Source organism: Clostridium arbusti SL206 (assembly GCF_000246895.1).
Classification (GTDB): Bacteria; Bacillota; Clostridia; order Clostridiales; family Clostridiaceae; genus Clostridium_I; species Clostridium_I arbusti.
This window is the reverse complement of record NZ_BAEV01000011.1, coordinates 1-18,762: the sequence shown is the minus strand read 5'-3', so window position 1 is coordinate 18,762 and position 18,762 is coordinate 1. Positions and strand designations below refer to the sequence as shown.

Here is an 18,762-nt window from a genome sequence, read left to right as displayed (position 1 = left end):
ATATGAAATAAGGAGGCAAAATCGTGAATATATTAATTATATCTTCAAATAACACTGGATCTGGTCATAAAAGTATTGCTGAGGCTCTAATAGAACAGTTTCAAAATATTCCTAATGTAAATGTAAAAGTTATTGAAGGCTTTGCTACAAATGGAATATTGTTAAGTACTTTTAGTAAGTCCTATGGATTTTTAACTAGAAGAGCAAGAGTCATATGGAAAGCTGTATGGAATATTTCATTAAGAAAACCTGAAGTTATGATTAAGTTTACTGAAACTTCAATGGAAAAAGGATTCTTAAAAATTATAAATGAAGAGAAACCAGATTTAATATTATCTATACATCCTAATTTTAATGCACCGGTATTAAATATATTGTATAAAAATGGATACAACATACCTTTTATTACACTGCTAGCTGATTTAATAAGTATAACACCCTTGTGGGTGGACAAAAGGGCAGATTATATAATTGCTCCCACAATAGAAGCTAAGAAAAGATGTATTGATTTTGGTGCGGATGAATTAAAAGTGATAATTGATAAATTTCCTGTAAGATCAAGATTTTATAATAAAAAGAATAGAAAAAATCTTATTATAAATAATGATGCCGAGAATGCTTTGAATTTTCTTCTTATGAGTGGAGGAGAAGGGGTAGGTAAACTTGGCAACATTGCAGAAATTTTATTAGAAAACTTTAACTGTAATGTTAAAATAGTTGCAGGAAAGAATTCTGTTATGAAAAATAAACTTGAAAATAAACTTAGTGAAAAGTATGGTAAAAGACTAGAGGTTTATGGATATGTCAATAATGTGAATAAACTTATGGAAGAAGTGGACATACTAATTACCCGTGGAAGCCCAAATGTTCTAATGGAAGCTGTTGCTTCAAATTTACCAATAATAATTACTGGTGAACTTTTAGGTCAAGAAAGTGAAAATTCTTATTATATAGAGGAAAATAATTTGGGAATAGTATGTAAGGATTATAGAAATTTAAATAATGCAGTTAAGAAATTATTATCTGAAGATGGAAAGATGTTAAGAGAAATAATGGAATCTCAAAGGCAATATAGAGATCCAGAAGCTACAATGAAAACTGCAGATTTCATTGTAAAAGCTGCCTTTGATTTAAAAGTTATGGATGAATATCCAAATATGGATGCACATTTGGAAAGATTAGTTTAAAAGGTATTATAATAATAAATATATATTTACAAAAATGTAAAATTGCAATAGTAATTTAAAGTTGCAGTAAAAATTGCAAAAATTGAAGAATAATGAACTGTTTCATAGAATTATAGAGTAATAAACGTTTACAACTATGCTTTTTTTTAATATACTCGTTTGAATGAAAAAAAATGGAATATTATAATTAATATATTGAAAAAATTTTTTATAGGCTTTAAGCATGTAAAAAATTTTTTTGGTATTGATATTTGGAGGGGATACAATGGCTTTTGATACTAAGAAAAATAAAGACAAAGATTTACTTGAAGCAGTTGGACGTATTTTTGAACAAACTAAGAAAAATTTCAATATAGTATTTTGGAATGGTGAAATTATTAACTATACAGAAAATCCAGAATTTGTATTAAAGTTCAATGATAAGAATACCTTTAAAAAGATATTGGCCAATCCTACAACTATGAATTTTGCAGAAGCATATATGGATAAGACTTTTGATATAGAAGGAAATATTATGGAGGCCTTGACCTTAAAAGATCAGTTTGAAGATATAGAAATATCAAATAAGGATAAGGTTACTCTATTATTAAAGGGAACTTCTTTTCCAAGTATAAGCTTACATACAAAAGAGAAAGATAAAGAAAATATATCCCATCATTACGATATATCTAATGATTTTTATAGATTATTTTTAGGTTCAAGTATGACATATTCTTGTGCTTATTATAAGGATCAGGAAGATGATTTGACTACAGCTCAAGAAAATAAAGTAGATCATATATGTAAAAAATTAAGACTTAAGCCTGGTGAAAAACTTCTTGAAATAGGTTGTGGATGGGGCACTATGATTACTTGGGCAGCAAAACATTATGGTGTTGAAGCTCATGGAGTAACAATTAGTGAAGAGCAGTATAAATATGTATCTCAGAGAATAAAAGATGAAAATCTTGAAGGAAAATGTTTTGTTGAACTTAAAGACTATCGTGATGTTGAAGGTGAAGGCATATACGATAAGATAGTAAGTATAGGAATGTTTGAACATGTAGGAATAAAGAATTTGCCGGTTTATTTTAGTACTATGCATAGGCTCTTAAAAGAGAATGGACTATTCTTAAATCATGGTATAACTCATTCTAAAAATTCACAAGTAGGTAAAGATGAAAGTGAGTTTATAGAAAAATACATATTCCCAGGTGGCGAATTAAATACAATAAGTGGTGGAATATCCATAATGGAAGATGAAAACTACGAAATTTGTGATGTAGAATGCCTAAGAGAACATTATTATAAAACTTTAGTTCAGTGGGTTAAAAATTTACAGGAAAATAAAGATAAGGCAATAGGATTTACTTCTGATAAAACATATAGAGCTTGGCTATTATATATGACAGGTTGTGCATTAAACTTTAGAGCTGGTCTTATATCAATATATCAAGTGCTTTTAAGTAAGTCACCTAAAAAGCCTGGATTCAATATACCATTGACAAGAGAATATATGTATAAATAGATAAAAATCTATTTAGTATGGAATTTAATAACATAATAAATATAAAAAATATTCTTAGATTAAATTGCATCGTTATTTAATTTGAATTTTGAAGATAATCTATAAATATTTAATGAAATGTTTAAGTACATTTCATTGAATATTTATAGATTATTTTTTATTTATACTCTAAGTGAAAGTATAGAGGATAACTATACATCGGATAAAAATTTCTTTTAACATATATTTGACAGGTAAAAATTAAAATTATAAAATAAGTTAAAAAGTTAATTTAAGGCATATGAAAATAAATATTAAGTCAAAGATGCGAAGTCTATTACGAATTATACAAGGAAACAGTTGACTAAGATAGTGAGCTATCTGAGGGTTCTGTTGACGCAGTAGTATTTAAAATATACTAGCATACTAACTATTTATTTAAATGTAACTTATTACACGGTACTTAATTTTAGATAGGAGAATCACATGATAAGAATATGGGGAAAAGTTATAAAAAATAATAAAATTATAAAAAATGAAGTAGCAGTTTCTGATATAGATGGGAGTTATCAAGATAATTTAAAATTGTGTATTAAAGAATTATGTTATAAATTAGATATATCTAAACCTTATTGGTTGCCTCCTAATGTAAAAGAATACAATAGAAGAAGAAAAACTACATTTAATGAAAATCATTTCATAGATGAAATTGATTTTGATAAATTTGTTATAGAAGAAATATCCGTTGAAGAAGATTAATAGACTTATATATAAATATTTTAATTTAAATAATTGTAAAATTTGTTACAATGTATTAGAGGATTCTGTTACAATGTATTTATAATGATTTTTGATGTAATTTGTTGAAAAAATAATTTTTGGAAGTGTTTAGAATGCATGATATTACTTTTTTTCTCATTATGTTATTTATTTATGCAACTTTAGCCCTTATCTGCATATCCTTTAATACAATATATTCTAAAAAATATATAAACTTAATTTCCGTAAGTCATATATTGGGCATATTTACTGTTATTTTCTCAATATTCAATAATATTATTCAATTCAATCATATTATTAGCAGTAGTACAGTTTTATTCTTTTTAATGGCAAATTTTATAGCAATTTTAGCTTTACTCAATTTTTTAAATATTATTATAAAACCAATCTATAAATGTACAGCTTTAATTATTGTTATAGTAGATATATATTCTCTAAATTTTTTTCCTCAGGGAAGTGTTTTCATTCATAAGGTATTAATCATGTCTATTTATGTAGTAATAGGTATACTTATGCTTAAAAGTAAGAATAATAACATAAGTAGAAAGTTTTTAGGAGTTTGTTGTGTTGTTTTTCCCATAGCCCAAATGATTTTTCAGATTTTAATTATGTTTGTAATTAACTATGCATCTAATTTGGATTTAGCTCTTTATGTACTTCAATCTTTGGCATCTTCTTTAATTCTTATATTAGTTACCATGGAAGATGAACGTAAGGATCTTAACAAACATATGAATGTACTTGAGGAAGAAGTAAAAAATAAGGAAGAAATAATAAATAAGGCTAATGAACTTGATAAGTTAAAAGCTGAATTTTTAGCAAATATATCTCATGAGCTTAGAACTCCTATAAATATTATATTTAGTAGTGTTCAGCTAGTTGAATTTAACTTGTCAAAAGAAAGGCTAGATAATAAACATAGAACATTAGATTACCTTAAGACCATGAAACAAAATTGCTATAGACTTATAAAACTCTCAAATAATTTTATAGATATGAGTAAGATTGAAGCGGGATTTATGGAATTAGATTTACACAATATTGAGATTGTAAAGCTCATAGAAGATACTACTCTTTCCATTGTACCCTTTGCAGAAGATAGGGGTATAAATATTATATTTGATACGGAAATTGAAGAAAAAGTAATGGCTTGTGATTGGGAAAAGATTGAAAGGGTAATATTAAATCTGCTTTCTAACGCTATAAAGTTTACTCAAAAGGGTGGGGATATAGAAGTTTATATGTGTATAAAGAAAAAAAAATTAATTATATCAATAAAGGATAATGGAATTGGTATACCAAAACATATGCAGGAAAAAATATTTGACAGATTTACCCAGGTTAAAGATGGAATGTTAAAAGAAAATGAAGGCAGTGGGATAGGTCTTTCGTTAGTTAAATCCTTAGTTGAAATGCACAATGGAAAGATTGTTTTAGAGAGTGATATAAATCATGGGTGCAAGTTTAATATAATACTTCCTTGTAAGACTATTGATGAAGAAAATATAAAGAATTTTGAACCAGAGGATATTAGTATGAGAAAGATAGAAATAGAGTTTTCTGACCTATAAATATAAGTAAAAATATTTTTGATTAATGTGCACTAAAAATATAAAAATTCATATTGTTTTAGTAGATAGAGATATGATAATATTATGCATATAACTTATTTAGATTGATTTTAAAATAGATTTAGACATAGGAAAATAAATAATAAGTTAATACTATATTGACTAGTTATTTATTTTCCTATGTCTTAAGAGAAAAGGTGGAGAAAATTGTCGGCAGTTGATAACAACAAATTAAAACTCTATGGATTTAATAATTTAACAAAATCACTTAGCTTCAATATATATGATGTCTGTTATACTGAAACTGACCAGGATAGAAAAAAGTATATTGAATATGTAGATGAACAGTATAATTCTGAAAGATTAACAGGTATTTTGAAGGACGTTACAGAGATAATAGGTGCCAGTGTATTAAATATTGCAAAGCAAGATTATGAACCTCAAGGTGCTAGTGTAACTTTACTGATTTCAGAAGAAGAAGTACCTTTATATGTACTTGATCCATCTTGTAATAAGGGAATAATATCACCGATAAGAGAAAATTTAGTGGGGCATCTAGATAAGAGTCATGTTACAGTGCATACGTATCCAGAGAGCCATCCCCAAAATAGTATTAGTACTTTTAGGGTTGATATTGATGTTGCAACCTGTGGCACTATTTCACCTCTTAAAGCTTTAGATTATTTAATTGATAGTTTTGATTCAGATATTATTACTATAGATTATAAAGTTAGAGGATTTACTAGAGATATAAATGGACAAAAGCATTATATAGATCATAAAATAAATTCTATACAGAATTTCATTGCTAATAGAACTATAGATAAATATATTTTGACTGATATGAATATATATCAATCTAATATATTTCATACAAAGATGAAGTTAAAGGATATAAAACTAGAAAATTACTTGTTTGATGTAAGAGAAAAAAGCTTAAATGAAGAAAAAAGGAATGACATAACGAAGGCCTTGGATAAAGAAATGACAGAAATATTCTATGGTATAAATATAAATTAGTATATTATAAAATCATGTTAAACAGCTATACTTTAATTTTATAAAACTGTATTTAATAAAGAAAATTTTGGGAAAAACAATTGATTATAAGGCATATGAAAATAAATAGTAAGTCAAAGATGCGACGTATATTTTGAATCCTACAAGGAAATAGGTTCTTCAGATAGTGAGCTATCTGAGGGTTCTATTGACGTGGTGGGATTCAAAATAGACTAGCATACTGACTAGTTATTTATTTGAATGTGCCTAAAATTACAAAGAAGAACGGGTGATCTCTAATACAGTGTGAGACACCCATTTTTAGTTTATATTATAAGAATAAACAGTACATGTATTTACAGTTTAAAGTTTAGTTTATAGATTTACATTTGTACTCTAATTTAAACTCCTTGTGCAAGGCATTTATAGTTTTAATTGCTGCGGTTGTTTTAACAAGACACCAAATAGTTGTATTAGAATCAGCAGTTTGTAAAATTTCAACACCTTCTCTTGTAAGTGTTTTTAGTATAGTTGCCATTACGCCAGGTACTTCTTTCATTCCATTACCTATAAGTGCAATTTTACTACAATCGTCTTCATGAGTGTAGTTTATATTTAAATTCTTCATTACTGAAATGAATTCATCAAACTGATTTTTATTTATAGTAAATATTTTTTTCTTTGGGAAGACATTTATTAAATCTATACTTATTTTATTTTCAGCAAGCATATTCAAAATGTTAAAATAGTTGTCATTTCCTTTATTATCATCTACTGAAACTTTTATTTGAATTCTATTATTCATATTGGCTATTCCTGTTATAAGACCTTTATATTCATTAGTACCATCTTTATTTATTATAGTTCCACTACAGTGGTTAAGAGTATTTTTTATTACTAAAGGTATATTAGATTTTGCGGCAATTTGTACCGCTCTAGGATGAATTACTTTTGCCCCTTGATCGGCAAGTTGAAAAACTTCATTATAACTTATTTCTTTTATTAGCGAAGCATCTTTAACAATTCTTGGATCTGCAGTCATTATGCCATCTACATCTGTGTATATCTCAATTTTGCTACAATTTAATGCTGCACCTAAGATAGAAGCAGTAACATCACTGCCACCTCTACCTAAGGTAGTGATGTATCCATCTTCAGTTAATCCCTGAAATCCAGCAACTATGGGTACTTTCCCTTGGTTTATTATAGCTAAAAGTCTTTTTGTATCTACTCTTAGTACTGAGGCATTACTGAAGTTATTATCTGTAATTATTCCAGACTGTCCACCAAGTAGAGGTACTGAGTCTATAGACTTTCTACTCAGTTCATTACTCATAATTACAGTACTTATGATTTCACCACAGCCCATAAGCAAGTCACTTGCCTGTAAATTATTTTCCTTAAAACTATTATCTATAAGAGATAGAAGCGTGTCTGTAGCGTAGGGTTCTCCCTTTCTACCCATAGCTGATACTACTACTACGGGGCTATAGCCATTTTGCTTTGCTTCTATTATTTTTTCTAATACTAATGATCTTCTTTCTTTGGTGGAAACAGAAGTACCACCAAATTTTTGTACTACTATTTTCATATTTAACCTCCAAATATCTATATAACTTTTATATAGTAATATTATATACACAAGTTTTGCAAAAATTATTGCATAAAATACTATAAATATTGCAAAATGTGATTTTAGATATGGATATATACTAGTTTATTAATAGCTGTAATATTTAAATGTACTTCTACTATTAATAATATGAATTTAGTAGTCAATATGAAATTGATAATTTTAATTCACAAATTATGTATATATTTCATAGAATAAATATGAAAGCATATAGAATGGAGTGGATTTAATTGCTTCAAGATAATGAGAGTACAAATATAAATTATTTTATCAGATTTTTACCTCAAGGGGCAGAACTTATAACTTCACTTAATCCACAAAAAGTTTCTACTATAAAAGTAGCAGACTTAGATAAAGATGGAAATTTAGAAGCGGTAATACCTTACAAGCTATTAAATGACTATTACTTAATGGTATTGAAAAATTATGATGGACAATGGCGTAGTGTATTTTCAATAAAAGGTAAGGGGGTGGGAATAAACTATTTAGACTATGTAGATTTTGACAATAGTGGTGTGAAAGATATTGTAGTTGGATGGCAAATAGGATCAATTTGGTCTGAACTGAATATATTTACTTGGAAGGCCTATGGACTAAAGAGAATAGTAAAAGATATGAATTACAGTATTTTACAAATATTTTCGGTACAGGGCAGCAATAGAAAGGATTTTGCCATATGGCAGCATGATACTGGTGAGGCTTATAAAATAGAAGTATTTGGTATAGACGGTGACAAGGTTTTTGTAGATAAGGATATTTATAAAGATTATTTCAAAATGGTAGTTAGGTACTATGAAAAGAAAGTTAAAGAGATGCCAGATGCTGCCTTCTATTGGTATTATTTAGCCGATGCACAAATTAAAGCTGGAGAAGATAAAGAAGCCTTAAAATCAATAGATAAAGGACTAAATTTAAATATGGAGTATCCATCAAAAGCGGCATTTCTAGCTTTAAAAGCTAAAGCAGAGGGAAAAAGGAATATTATAGGTTATTTCTCTAAGGAAATCTATCCAGCTTCTATTAGAACTATAGATGGTATTCAATGGGGATACATTAATAGTGAAGGAAAATTCATTATTAAACCTGATTTTCAATCGGCAATGGATTTTCAAAATAATGGTTTGGCTATAATATCTAAAAATGATATGGGTGTTATAGATTCAAATGGAAAGTTTATTATAGAACCCAAATATGATTACATTGAAAAGTTTAGCGAAGGCATAGCTATTGCCACTAATAAGGAGGGATACTACGCTTTTTCAGAGACAGGTAAAAAGATATTTGAATATAAATATTATATTGGTAATTTTCAAGAAAATAGAGCTACCTTTGTAGAAGTAAATACAAATGGTCAATGGATATATGGATACGTAAATAGATTGGGAAAAGTAGTAATATCTTCAAAATATGAAGTGGCAAATAATTTTAAAGATAGTAAAGCAGTGGTTAAAGTTCTAAAGGGAAATTATGAGATAATAGATCCTAATGGAAATACTCTAAAGATATTTACTTATCCACTTGTAGGAGATATAAGTGATGGATTGCTTTTATTTAAGGAAAAGCTTGATGGAAAATTTGGCTATATAAATGAAAATGGGGAAGTTATTATAGAGCCTAAATTTGGGTCAGTTGAAAACTTTAAAGACAATGTAGCCATTGTAAATGCATCTGCAGATTTTGAAAATAAATATGGTTTGATTGATAGGGAAGGAAGCTATATAATACAACCAATTTATAATGATATAAAGCTTTTAAACGAAGGCATGGTGGCTGTAGGAAAGTCTATTGATAAAAATAATCCTACCAAAGGTTCAATATATGCCTTGGCAAACACCAAAGGCAGAGTTCTTACTGACTTTGTTTATTATGGAGTTTCAAATTATGAAAATAATTTAGCTTCGGCTTATGATAATACTAACACATTCTTTATTGACAAGTTAGGAAAAAAGGTATCAAATTTACCTATTGTGAAAGGCAGTGGAACACTTAATCTAGAAAAAAACTTGATTAAAGCTAATGTGGATAATAGAGTTTCATATTTAAATAAATCTGGGGAAGTAGTTTGGCAACAAAACAGTGATGTTAAATTAAATGAATTCTTTAAGGTGCAGGAAATTAAATATAATCCCAATAGAAACTATTTGGTATATTATCCTAAAGTTTTAGGTGTTAAGGATACAAAAAGACAAAGACATATAAATGAAAAAATTGCTAGCTTGGCACAGGTAAAGAAAATAGATAGTAAAAAAGAACTTGACTATAACTATTATGGAGATTTTTCTATAGAATATTTTAAAAAGGATTTATTAGTTCTAGAATTATCTGGATACAATTATCCTTTTGGAGCAGCCCATGGCATGCCTACACTAATCTATGTTCATGTGGGATTAAAAGATGGAAGAATATATAGTCTATCAGAATTGTTTAAAAAGAATAGCAACTATGTTAAAGTACTAAGCAGTATTATTGAAAAACAGATTAAGGCACAAGGTCCAGATTCAGATGTATGGCTTGATCAGTATAAAGGTATAAAAAAAGATCAACCATTTTTTATTTCTGAAAATATGTTAAATATATATTTTTATCCTTATGAAATAGCCCCTTATGCAGCTGGATTTCCCACATTCCATATATTGTTTGAAGACATTGAAGATATAATAGATAAACAAGGAAGTTTCTGGAGATCATTTAATTGAGTACACATAAAAATAAGCATTCTAGAAAGAACGCTTATAAAAAATATATAGAGAATTTTAATATAAATCTTTTGCAATGTATGGTTTTGGGTAAAGGGCATAATGGGATTGTATATTTACTTCCTGATGGTAAAGTAATAAAGGTGTGTTTTACAGAGGAAAGTTGTAGAGGGGAATATTATATTTTAAGTAAAGTAAATGGAAACAAATATTTTCCAAAAGTCTACGGCAGGTGCGGAAATTATATGATAAGAGATTATGTAGGAGGCACATCCCTAAAAGACTATATAAAGGAATATGGATTTAACAGAGAACTTGCCATAAAAATCATACTACTATTTGAGGAATTTGATAAACTTAAATTTAGAAAAAGAGATATTCGATGTAAGGATATTTTTGTTCAACCAGATGGCACTGTTAAGGTTATAGACCCTAAAAAATGTTATTCTAAGGACAGAGATTTTCCAAAACATTTATCAAAGGGTTTGGAAAAGTTAGAAGTTTTAGATTATTTTATGGACATAGTAAAGGAGAAAAGACCAAAATTATACAAGAGATGGTTTCATAAAGTTCGTGAATATATAAGGGAAATTTCAGAAGAAGATGATTGACTGTATAGAAAATAATAATTGCTTGGCAATGCTCCTTTAAGGATTTAATCATTATATTTTAAAGGAGTATTGCTAAAGTTGTTAAGAACATACAGTATTCAAACTTATTAGGAGATAAAACTATTATGGGGAATTAATTAGAAAAAGTTTGTGAAGAATATAAATATAATGAAATAATAGCTAATGGGTTTAATCACAGAGATAACTATATAGTTTCAAGAATTTCAGACGATTATATATGATATAGATAATATAAGAATCAAATGAAAGTATTACAAAGTTCATACTTTAGTAAGATATATAACACTCACTTACACTTGTCATTTATCTTGAGATGTCTTAATATAAAAATATAATATTTATTAGGTTTGGAGATGATGAATTGTTTATAAACAGCTTGTTGAAGGGAAAAAATGTTAGATTAACTTCGTTAAATGAAGATGATTTACCTAAAATTTATGAATGGTATAATGATGCATATTCACTAAGGCTTTTCGATACAATTCCAAGCTATCCATATAGTGAAGAGCATATTGGCAGTTGGATTAAAGATAAGCAGAAATCCAGTAATGATTATGTGTTTGCTATAAGAAGTATAATGAATGATGAGTTCATTGGATATATAGATTTAAATAGTATTTCATGGAATAATAGAGTTGCTACTCTGTCTATTGGCATAGGGGCCTCGGATATAAGAGGTAAAGGATATGGAACAGAGGCTATGCAGCTTATTTTACAATTTGGTTTTCATGAATTAAATTTACACAGAATTCAGCTTTCTGTATTGAGTTATAATAAACCAGCCATCGGACTTTATGAAAAAGTTGGTTTTGTAAAAGAAGGTTGTTTTAGAGAGTATGTTCAAAGAGACGGTAAGAAGTATGATATGTACTTATATGGTATACTTTACGAGGAATGGTTGAAACTTAACCAAAAATAATATATTCTTTGAAGATACCTGAATGAGGTACTTGAGGAGGAAGAAAATGAATGTATTAATAACTGGTGGAGCTGGATTTATAGGTTCACATATAGTGGATTTATTAATTGAAAATGATTATAATGTCTCCATCATTGATAATTTAACTCATGGAAAGAAGAAAAATATAAATCCAAAAGCTACTTTTTATGAGATGGATATAAGAGATGAAAATATTTCCAAGATTTTTGAAAAAGAGAAGCCAGAGTTTGTAATTCATAATGCAGCACAAATAAGTGTACCAAATTCTATAGTTGATCCTATAAATGATGCAAGTATAAATATTATTGGAACCATAAATGTATTAGAAACATCTAGAAAATTCAATGTAAAGAAGATTTTGTATCCGGCTTCAGCAGCAATTTTTGGTGAACCATCTTATTTGCCAATAGATGAAGACCATCCACTTGAAATGTTATCTGGTTATGGAGTTACAAAACATACAGTTGAACACTATTTAAAGGTTTATAAATCGCTTTATAATATAGATTATGTAAGTTTAAGATGTTCAAATGTATATGGACCAAGACAGGATTATTCAGGAGAAGGTGGCGTAGTAGCTATATTTTGTGAAAAGCTATTGAATAATGAAAAACCGTTTATATATGGAGATGGATATCAAATAAGAGATTTTGTTTTTGTAAAAGATGTGGCAAGGGCTTATTTAATGGCAATTGAATCTGACATACATGGAATATTTAATGTTTGTACAAATTCTAAGATTACCGTTAATGAATTACTAAGTACAATAAATCATATTTTACATAAAGATGTAACAGCTGTGTATACTGATTCAAGAGAAGGGGATATAAGGGATAGCTATATGACCTATGATAAAATTAATAGTGCTATTGGGTGGAAACCTGAAAAAAGTATATTAGAAGGACTTAAAGAAACTTTAGATTACTATAAACAATATTCAAAAAGTGAAAGTATTATATAAGAAAGTAATGAAACAACTTTCTCAGTTGAATAAAAAATTAAAAATGGAGATTTAATAAAATTTTTATTAATCTAATATTCCAACTAGAAAGATGTTTCAAACTTTCATTTAAACTTAATAAATTCTTATAAGGCTACCAGAAAAAACCACTATTGTTACTGTAACCATAATTGTAACCATAGTTATTATAGCCGGAACCATATCCATATCCATAATTATATCTTCTGCGTCCGCCGATTATCCCGCCAAGTAGAAGTAATAAGCCAGCAGCAGCAACTAACGAAGTAAAGGTGCTGTGTACGTGGCCTACGTGTCTACGATTAGAATCATAAACAGTATAGTCAGACTGGCTAGCATAACCAACAGGGTATCCATAACAGTTATAAACAATACCATCGTCAACATATCCTACTAATTGTCTATTAGAATTATAAAGATATGCTCCGTAAACATACCCCATTAGCTTATTCTTTTTGCAATAAATTCCATTGCCTCGTAAATATCCACAAGTTGAGTCCTTTGGGTTATATATTCTCTCCACTTGTTTTACCCCCCTTTAGTTTGACTACTTTATCATCCCATAATAATATATGCTTATTAAGTATTATTGGATATTAAATATTTAATTAAGGCATATTCAAATAAATAACTAATCAGTATGCTAGCCTATTTTGAATCCTACTGCGTCAGTAGAACCCTTAGATAGCCATACTATCTTCGGAACCTGCTTCCTTGCTCAATTCAAAATATTCGTCGCATCTTTGACTTACTATTTATTTTCACATGCCTAACAGAGTGGGGAATGTAATGAAAAAAATTAGGTAGAATAGAATGAGTATAAAAAATAAAGCCGCATTTACCTATAAAGGCTTGTACGACTTTAAAATTATCATTTTTAATAAGTAAATATCATTCTATCTATTTTTAATGCTACTGGTTTTGACCAAAGCCATTTATTAGTGGTACTGTCATCAAAATAATAAACAGCTCCTTTAGTTGGATCTTCGCCTTTTAAAGCATCATAAGCTGCATTAATAGAGTCTTGAGTTGCAGGTTTATTTATATGACCATTAAGAACAGGTGTAAATTGATAATAAGATCCATCTTTCTGGTAAATTACTTCACTTATTGTGCTCGGGAAACGTGCATCTTTTATTCTGTTAAGTACTACAGCGCCAACGGCTACTTTAGCGTTATAAGGTTGTCCTTCTGCTTCTGAGTTAATAAGTCTAGCTAAAAGATCTACATCAGCTTGAGCGTAAGCTACCTTGGCAGAAGTTTGTTGTGTAGTTTGTTTAGAGGTAGTATTAGATTTTGCTAATGGTTTTACATTAGAACTTGAACTTTTATTAGAGACTGAAGTATTGGTATCAGTTTTTACAGTAGAAGGTACATTGAATTTTTGATTAGGATATATTAAGTCTGTCCACTGATTATTTGCTTTTCTTAGCCAATTGATTGATACATTGAATTTTTGGGATATTGAAAGTAAGCTATCACCTTTTTGAACGGTGTAAGTATCAGCATGAACCTTAAATACTTGATTAGGATATATAATATCGCTAGACAAGTTATTATCATTCATTATTGTGGTGTAGGATGTGCCAAATAGTTTACCTATTTTGAATAGCGAGTCTCCGGGGTTTACAGTGTAAGTAGTGCTGGCATACGCAGGCGTAGCCAGCATTAGCGTTATACCAAAGGTATAAAGTAACGTCTTTAATTTGTTTGATTTTAACATAAAAAATTTCCTCCTTAGCCTTCGAGGTTAGCTTAAGGGTTCGGGTTGAGGTACCCTACTCATATGTCTAATGAGATTCACCCAAGAGATTGATTTCCCCCGTACTCCTTTATGGAGATTCGGCTTTATTTATATTGGTATTGTAACAAAGCTTGTACTGGTATGCTATATTAAATCATAGGTAAAGCAAGTGAAATAATACTATGGAGTAATTTTATGGATAATGATAATTTATAAAAACATTATGAAAAAGATATTTAATTTATTGACATAAATATATGAAAATGCTAACATTCTTTATGGGAAGTATAACTGTTACGCAGGTAGAACTCAAATTAAAATGAATTTATGAAGTTCACTTTAGTTTGAGTTTTTTATTTATACTATCTAATTCATAGAATTAAATTTCATGGCATTTTATATTATTAAAATATTAGGGAGGTGTAGGCCAAGATATTAAAGCTTATCTTGGTAAAATTTATATGAATAATGTTTTATGTATAGGAGAATTATTAATTGATTTTATATGCTCAGATGTAAATACTAGTCTAGACCTAGGAGAAAACTTTAAGAAAAAAGCGGGGGGAGCACCTGCAAACGTTACTGCTGCTATTTGCAGATTAGGGGGAAAGGCATCTTTTGTTGGTAAGGTAGGAGATGACCCTTTTGGTAAATTTTTAAAAGATACGTTAGATACTTTAAATGTTGATACCTCTATGCTACTTATGGATAAAATTGAAAAAACTACTTTAGCATTTGTTTCACTTAAATCTAATGGTGAAAGAGATTTTGTATTTAATAGAGGGGCAGATGGATGCCTTAAATATAGTGAATTAGATTTAGATAAAATATATTCAAATAAAGTAATGCACTTTGGCTCTGCAACAGCTTTACTTAGTGGAGATATGAGAGAAAGCTATGTAAGAATAATGCAAGAGGCTAAAAAGAGAGAGATTTTTGTATCCTTTGATCCTAATTTTAGAGATAATCTTTGGGCTGGAAATATAGAGGATTTTGTTAATATATCAAGGAAATGTATTGAATTCGCAGATTTTATAAAAGTTAGTGATGAAGAATTAAAAATTATAACTGGTAAAGAGGATATGTATGAAGCTGTAGATGCTTTAAGAGCTGGTGGAAATAAAATTGTTGCAGTAACTTTGGGAAAAGATGGTACTTTGATTAGTACTGATGAGAAGACAGAAATAGTACCAAGTATTAAGATTAAATCCATTGATTCTACTGGTGCAGGAGATGCTTTTGTAGGTTCTTTACTTTATAAGATTTCATTATTAAATAATTCAAAAGAGCTTTACAAAGACTTTGGCGAACTAAAAAATATAGTAACATTTGCTAACAAAGTAGGGGCTATAGTTTGCACAAAACTTGGTGCAATAGCATCATTACCTACACTTGAGGAAGTAGAAAATATGTAATAAAGATGAAATTATTATGAAAAATGATAAAATGATAAATTGTTAAATTAGGCCTATTAAAATATACATATAGATAGGTATATTTATTATGGTTATCTCAAATAATACTATTAACAAATTATTGTTAATTATAATACAGGAGGGATAACCATGAGTAATAAAGGTAAAATATCTAAGGTGAAGAAAAATAAAGACGGTGATATCACAGAGGTTATGCTTGAAAATGGAAGTATTCATTCCATAGAAGAGGCTATTACAATGACAAAGAGTGGAGATATAGATGGAGTTAACATTGGGAAAGCTAGAAATGGAAGAGAATTTTTAAGAAGTAATCCTAATGGAGATGAAAGTGATAATTTAGACAGTAAACCCACATTCTAATAAATAAAAAGGGCTGTATAAAAATACAATTAAGTATATTTTTATACAGCCCTCTAAAATTTTCAACATACTAAGGCATATTCAAATAAATAACTAGTCAGTATGCTAGCCTATTTTTAATCCTACTGCGTCAGCAGAACCCTCAGATAGCCCACTATCCTCAGAACCTGTTTCCTTGTAGACTTCAAAATATTCGTCGCATCTTTGACTTACTATTTATTTTCACATGCCTAAGCAGTTTCCTCTAAAATACAATTAATATGTTTTTATTGTTATATACATAATATAACAATAAAGCAACTTGACTTATTTTTCATATAATAATAAAATATTCTATGATGAAAAATTTTAAAACATAGGATTAAGTTGTTATATATAATAATATTAGGAGGGATTTTTGTGAATCAAGAAAAAGGAAATATTTCAATTCATACTCAAAATATTTTTCCTATAATAAAAAAATGGTTATATTCAGATAGGGATATTTTTGTAAGAGAACTTATAAGCAATGGGTGTGATGCTGTTAATAAGTTAAAAAGATTGTCCTCTATAGGAGAAGCTAAAGTAAGTGACGATACTAAATATTCTGTTAAGGTAAAAGTTAATAAGGATAAAAAAACTATTGAATTTATAGATAATGGTATAGGTATGACTGATGAGGAAGTGAAAAAATACATAAACCAAGTAGCTTTTTCTGGGGCAGAAGATTTTATTGCAAAATATCAGGATAAAATGGATGAGTCAAATCAGATAATAGGACATTTTGGATTAGGATTTTATTCAGCTTTTATGGTATCTGATAGTGTTGAAATAAATACTCTTTCATATAAAGAAGGTTCAGAGCCTGTAAAATGGATTTGTAGTGGTGGTACAGAGTATGAGATGTCAGCTTCTGATAAAACTGAACGAGGAACTACCATAGTATTACATTTAAATGAAGAGAGTACTGAATTTGCAGATGAGTATAAGCTTCGTGAAATAATCAAAAAACACTGTGCATTTTTACCTACAGAAATATATTTAGAAAATGAAAATGCTAAAGCTAAAGATAAAGATGAAAATAAAGAGGATGATAAACCTTTAAATGATATACATCCATTATGGATGAAAAGTCCTAGCGAATGTACAGAAGAGGAATATAAGGAGTTTTATAAAAAGGTATTCCATGATTTTAAAGATCCATTGTTTTGGATACATTTAAATGTTGACTATCCGTTTAATTTAAAGGGTATACTTTATTTCCCAAAATTAGATCATGAATTGAATACAATTGAGGGACAAATTAAGCTATTTAATAATCAAGTTTTTGTAGCTGATAATATAAAAGAAGTAATTCCAGAATTTTTAATGCTTTTAAAAGGTGTTATAGATTGTGCAGATTTACCTTTAAATGTTTCAAGAAGTTTCTTACAGAACGATAGAAATGTAGCAAAGATCTCAAAGCATATAAGTAAAAAAGTAGCAGATAAGCTTACAGAACTTTACAAGAAGGAAAGAGAAACTTATAATAATTTCTGGAATGATATAAATATGTTCATTAAATATGGTTGTATGAGAGAAGATGATTTTTACGATAAAGTAAAGGATATTATTATATTTAAGAACACTAACGGAAATTATGTGACTCTAAAGGAATATTTAGAGGCTAACAAAGAAAAGCATGAAAATAAAGTATTCTATGTAGATGATGAAAAACAGCAAGCTCAATATATAAGAATGTTTAAAGAAAATGGATTAGAGGCAATTATTTTAAATTCAAAAATAGACAGTCATTTTATAAATTTCCTTGAAATGAAGGAGAATGGAGTTAAATTCAACAGAATAGATTCTGATATATCTGATACTCTTAAAGATAAGGATTCTGACAATGAAAATAAAGAAGAAATAGAAGAAGAAACTAAAACTTTAGAGGGACTATTTAAGAATATTTTAAGTAATGATAAAGTAAAAGTAAATGTGGAAAGTCTAAAATCTGAGGATATTCCGGCAGTAATACTACTTTCAGAGGAATCAAGAAGAATGCAGCAGATGAACAGTATGTTCCAAGGTATGGATACTTCAAATATGTTCCAAAATGATGAAACTTTAGTCCTTAACAGAAAAAATAATCTAGTTAAAGCTATATTGTCAAAAAGTAGTGATGAAAGTAAAAAAGAAGATATAAAATTAATAGGCGAACATATCTATGATTTAGCTATGATGAGCCATAAACAGCTTGATGGAGAAGCTATGGCTAAATTTATATCGAGAAGCAATAAAATATTAACAAAACTTATATAGTAAATCATATTAAAAAATAACCAGTGAAAGAATGCTTTA

The 18,762-nt window shown here is 28.4% G+C and carries 15 protein-coding genes and 1 riboswitch; of the genes, 12 read left to right on the top strand and 3 right to left on the bottom strand.

The genetic code is table 11. From position 1 onward, the window contains the following. The first annotated feature begins 23 nt into the window (after positions 1–23). From RH99_RS03600 to speD, 5 genes are all read left to right on the top strand, one after another. Positions 24–1,187 carry an MGDG synthase family glycosyltransferase gene (locus RH99_RS03600; RefSeq protein WP_010234080.1) on the top strand — a complete coding sequence of 388 codons (1,164 nt, stop codon included), beginning with the start codon at positions 24–26 and terminating at the stop codon, positions 1,185–1,187. A gap of 265 nt (positions 1,188–1,452) precedes the next feature. After that, the gene (locus RH99_RS03595; protein WP_010234077.1) at positions 1,453–2,694 is read left to right on the top strand and encodes a class I SAM-dependent methyltransferase; all 1,242 of its coding nucleotides are present in this window, start codon (positions 1,453–1,455) and stop codon (positions 2,692–2,694) included. Positions 2,695–3,159: 465 nt separating this feature from the next. Beyond that, entirely contained in the window at positions 3,160–3,432 is a 273-nt protein-coding gene (locus tag RH99_RS03590; protein ID WP_010234074.1) for a hypothetical protein, read from the top strand. A gap of 347 nt (positions 3,433–3,779) precedes the next feature. Continuing rightward, a complete protein-coding gene (locus tag RH99_RS03585; RefSeq protein ID WP_243441440.1) occupies positions 3,780–5,024 on the top strand; it encodes a sensor histidine kinase in 1,245 nt (414 codons plus the stop codon). A 207-nt stretch (positions 5,025–5,231) separates the two neighbouring features. Beyond that, positions 5,232–6,044 (top strand): adenosylmethionine decarboxylase, encoded by an 813-nt coding sequence (speD, locus tag RH99_RS03580; protein WP_010234069.1) that lies wholly within the window; start codon positions 5,232–5,234, stop codon positions 6,042–6,044. A gap of 349 nt (positions 6,045–6,393) precedes the next feature. Here speD and dapG read toward each other — a convergent pair whose 3' ends face one another. Next, a complete protein-coding gene (gene dapG, locus RH99_RS03575; protein WP_010234065.1) occupies positions 6,394–7,614 on the bottom strand; it encodes an aspartate kinase in 1,221 nt (406 codons plus the stop codon). A 272-nt stretch (positions 7,615–7,886) separates the two neighbouring features. Here dapG and RH99_RS03570 point away from each other — a divergent pair, with 272 nt between their 5' ends. From RH99_RS03570 to RH99_RS03555, 4 genes are all read left to right on the top strand, one after another. Continuing rightward, on the top strand, positions 7,887–10,352 hold the full coding sequence (locus RH99_RS03570; protein WP_010234063.1) for a WG repeat-containing protein: 2,466 nt from the start codon (positions 7,887–7,889) through the stop codon (positions 10,350–10,352). Beyond that, positions 10,349–10,963 (top strand): serine/threonine-protein kinase, encoded by a 615-nt coding sequence (locus RH99_RS03565; protein WP_010234061.1) that lies wholly within the window; start codon positions 10,349–10,351, stop codon positions 10,961–10,963. The genes RH99_RS03570 and RH99_RS03565 overlap by 4 nt, the downstream gene beginning before the upstream one ends. A gap of 382 nt (positions 10,964–11,345) precedes the next feature. Next, entirely contained in the window at positions 11,346–11,903 is a 558-nt protein-coding gene (locus tag RH99_RS03560) for a GNAT family N-acetyltransferase (protein WP_010234059.1), read from the top strand. Between the two features lie 46 nt (positions 11,904–11,949). Then, complete coding sequence (locus tag RH99_RS03555; RefSeq protein ID WP_010234057.1) at positions 11,950–12,885, top strand: NAD-dependent epimerase/dehydratase family protein; 936 nt, start codon at positions 11,950–11,952, stop codon at positions 12,883–12,885. A 133-nt stretch (positions 12,886–13,018) separates the two neighbouring features. Here RH99_RS03555 and RH99_RS03550 read toward each other — a convergent pair whose 3' ends face one another. Continuing rightward, positions 13,019–13,426, bottom strand: coding sequence for a 5-fold beta-flower protein (locus tag RH99_RS03550; RefSeq protein ID WP_010234055.1), 408 nt, complete (start codon positions 13,424–13,426; stop codon positions 13,019–13,021). A gap of 354 nt (positions 13,427–13,780) precedes the next feature. Continuing rightward, complete coding sequence (locus tag RH99_RS03545; protein ID WP_010234053.1) at positions 13,781–14,626, bottom strand: cell wall hydrolase; 846 nt, start codon at positions 14,624–14,626, stop codon at positions 13,781–13,783. A 1-nt stretch (position 14,627) separates the two neighbouring features. Then, positions 14,628–14,761, bottom strand: a riboswitch (cyclic di-AMP (ydaO/yuaA leader). A 347-nt stretch (positions 14,762–15,108) separates the two neighbouring features. Here RH99_RS03545 and RH99_RS03540 point away from each other — a divergent pair. The 3 genes from RH99_RS03540 (at position 15,109) to htpG (ending at position 18,723) form a co-directional block, all read left to right on the top strand. Then, complete coding sequence (locus RH99_RS03540; protein WP_010234050.1) at positions 15,109–16,062, top strand: carbohydrate kinase family protein; 954 nt, start codon at positions 15,109–15,111, stop codon at positions 16,060–16,062. Positions 16,063–16,212: 150 nt separating this feature from the next. Continuing rightward, the gene (locus RH99_RS03535) at positions 16,213–16,443 is read left to right on the top strand and encodes a DUF3892 domain-containing protein (RefSeq protein WP_010234047.1); all 231 of its coding nucleotides are present in this window, start codon (positions 16,213–16,215) and stop codon (positions 16,441–16,443) included. A gap of 399 nt (positions 16,444–16,842) precedes the next feature. Further along, positions 16,843–18,723, top strand: coding sequence for a molecular chaperone HtpG (gene htpG / locus RH99_RS03530; protein WP_010234045.1), 1,881 nt, complete (start codon positions 16,843–16,845; stop codon positions 18,721–18,723). The last annotated feature ends 39 nt before the right edge of the window (positions 18,724–18,762 follow it).